This window comes from Leisingera sp. F5, assembly GCF_001593695.1.
The window spans coordinates 1-2,510 of record NZ_LUKH01000422.1 but is presented as its reverse complement, the minus strand read 5'-3'; the positions used below and the strand labels follow the sequence as shown (position 1 = coordinate 2,510).

General features: G+C 63.7%; 3 protein-coding genes. All 3 read right to left on the bottom strand.

What is annotated here, in order from left to right:
* A partial coding sequence (locus A2I95_RS31285; RefSeq protein WP_291736092.1) for a DUF2478 domain-containing protein occupies nucleotides 1-111 on the bottom strand: 111 nt, incomplete at its 3' end.
* A 62-nt stretch (nucleotides 112-173) separates the two neighbouring features.
* Complete coding sequence (locus A2I95_RS31280; RefSeq protein ID WP_027258300.1) at nucleotides 174-836, bottom strand: NnrU family protein; 663 nt, start codon at nucleotides 834-836, stop codon at nucleotides 174-176.
* A gap of 124 nt (nucleotides 837-960) precedes the next feature.
* The coding region (locus A2I95_RS31275; protein ID WP_291736089.1) for an ABC transporter permease subunit at nucleotides 961-2,510 on the bottom strand (1,550 nt) is incomplete at its 5' end.

The window sequence follows — 2,510 nt, the reverse complement described above, 5'->3', positions numbered from 1 at the left end:
CTGCGCGATGCCTGCCAGGCGGATGCCCTTGGCCTGCAATTTCTCAGCCAGCTCACTCAGCAGGCGGTCGGTGGCACCGCGTTCTTGGGTCATCACATAGGCCAGGTGCATCGGTCGTTCTCTCCAGTCTCGTCTCAGTTCATAGGTGGTCATGCGGCGGGCGGGGTCAACCCCTACCACGGCAACGGGCTGTAGCCGATGACCGGGGCGTGCAGGATCAGCAGGACCAGGAACACCGCCGCCGCCAGCGCCACCTCAGCCGCAGACGGGCGCAGGCGGGCCAGATTCAGCCGTGCTGTATTGCGGCTGAGACGGGTCCATTCGCCCTGCCCCATCCGCCGCTGAGTGCGCCGGTCGATCAATGCCATTCCGGTCCAAGCAAACCCCGCAAACAATCCGAACAGGATCACATGCGCCAGATCGCCATTGGCCAGCAGATGCGCCCCGCCCCACAGCGCCATGGCCGCAAGCAGCGGATGGCGGCTGACCGCCAGAATGCCGGGTTTTGCCGGGTCAAAGGCCCGCAGCCCCAGGCCGCCAAAGCTGAACGGGTTCTGCCGCATCATTCCCGCCACCGCCAGCAGGCAGGCCAGCGGCATCAGCAAAAGCGGCGCCCATCGGAAGATGTCCCAATAGGGCAGCACGCCGACATAAGGCGCCCGTGCCGCCGCCATGACCAGCCAGGCCAGAATCGCCAGCGACAGAAGGCTGTAGGCGATGATATAGCCGCGCAGGCCGAGGCGGCTCACCAGCCAGGGCCGCACCGGCGGGCGCACTGGTATCGCATGGCTCAGCAGAAACAGCGCCAGCGCCGCGATGAATTCAAGCCAGCCCATCGGGGTCTCTCCTGCCTTAGATCAGTCTGTTGTGCAGCTATAAGCGGGCGAACAGTATAAGACGTTGCCCCAGATCAAAAAAGGGCGCCGCTGGGGCGCCCTTCTCACTTCGCTGCAGCGGGGCTTAAAGCCCCAGTGCTTTGCGCCGTTCCTCGGCAAAGCCCTGCACCATGCGGTCGGCGATCAAGGCAAGAATCGCCATTGCCGCACCGGCAGAGATACCCAGCCCCACATCCGCCTGCCCCAGCGCCAGATAGATCGACTGGCCAAGGCCGGTGGTGCCGATCAGCGCTGCAATGACCAGCATCGCAAAGGCATAGAGGATGGTCTGATTGAGCCCCAGCAGGATCGAGGGCGCCGCATAAGGTGCGCGGATATCCTTGAGCATCTGCCATTTGGTGGCACCGGAGGCTGTTGCGGCTTCGATCATCTCCTCCGGCGTCGAGACCAGCCCGTGCCGGGTGTAGCGGATCATCGGCACGATGGCATAGGCGATAATCGCCAGGAAGGCCGAGAACTCGCCGATCTGAAACACCATCAGAACCGGGATCAGGAACACAAACAGCGGGATCGTCTGCAGCATGTCGCAGATGGGCCGCACCAGCCGCCAGATACCGGGCGACACCGCCGATACAAGGCCGATGGCGCCGCCCATCACCGCGCAGGCAAAGACCGCAGCGCCCGACAGATACAGCGACAGCAACGCCCGCTCCCATAGGCCGGAGACCAGAATGGTGCCCAGCAGAACAACTGTCATGATCGCCAGCCCGCGGCCGCCTGCAACCCAGGCCAGCGCGCCTGCGCCAATCAGCACAAAGGGCCAGGGCAGTTGCGAAATACCTGTCTCCAGCATGCCGGCAGCAATCAACAGCATCACGCCCAGCGCCGTCTGCCCGCGCAACGCAAAGACCACACCGGCAGCGGCGCCCGCTGCAAACAGCACCGCACTCATCATCGGGGTCCAGGAGAAACCCCAGGTGAAGGGCAGCACCGCCTGGTCCAGCCCGATCCGCAACGGCAGCAGCACATAAAACAGCACGTTGTTCTTGAACGCTGTCAGCGCATCGGCATTGGCGGTGGTAAAGGACGACAGCCCTCTGTCGACACTGTCCGCCACCGGGTTGAACAGCGCATAGGCGCCGGGCTGCTGAATATGGCCCCAAAACACGGCGCTGGCTGCGGCACCCACGGCCAGAATGCCCCAGGCGATGCGCGGATCGTGTTTGTTGCGCCGCTCTTCGGTCAGGGTGCCGCTCATCCGGTCGATCAGGATGGCAAAGACCACGATAACTGAACCGGCCAGCAGGCTTTGACCGAACTGCGCCTTGCGCATGGTCAGGAGAACTTCCCAGCCGATGTCATCGAAGCCACCGATAACAGCCGCTATGATCACCATCGACAGCGCCGCCATCAGGCATTGATTGACGCCCACCATAATCTGCTGCCCGGCTGATGGGATTTCGCACTGAAACAGCTGCTGCAGGCGGGTCCCGCCTGCCATGATTGCGGCTTCCTTGATCTCCGGCTCGACCCGCTCCAGCCCCAACAGAACATTGCGCGCCATCGGCGGCGCGGCATAGATGGCCGAGGCGATCAGGCCAACAACCGGGCCAAAGCCGAACAGCACCAGCAAGGGGGTGAGATAGGCAAAGGTCGGCACCGTCTGCATGATGT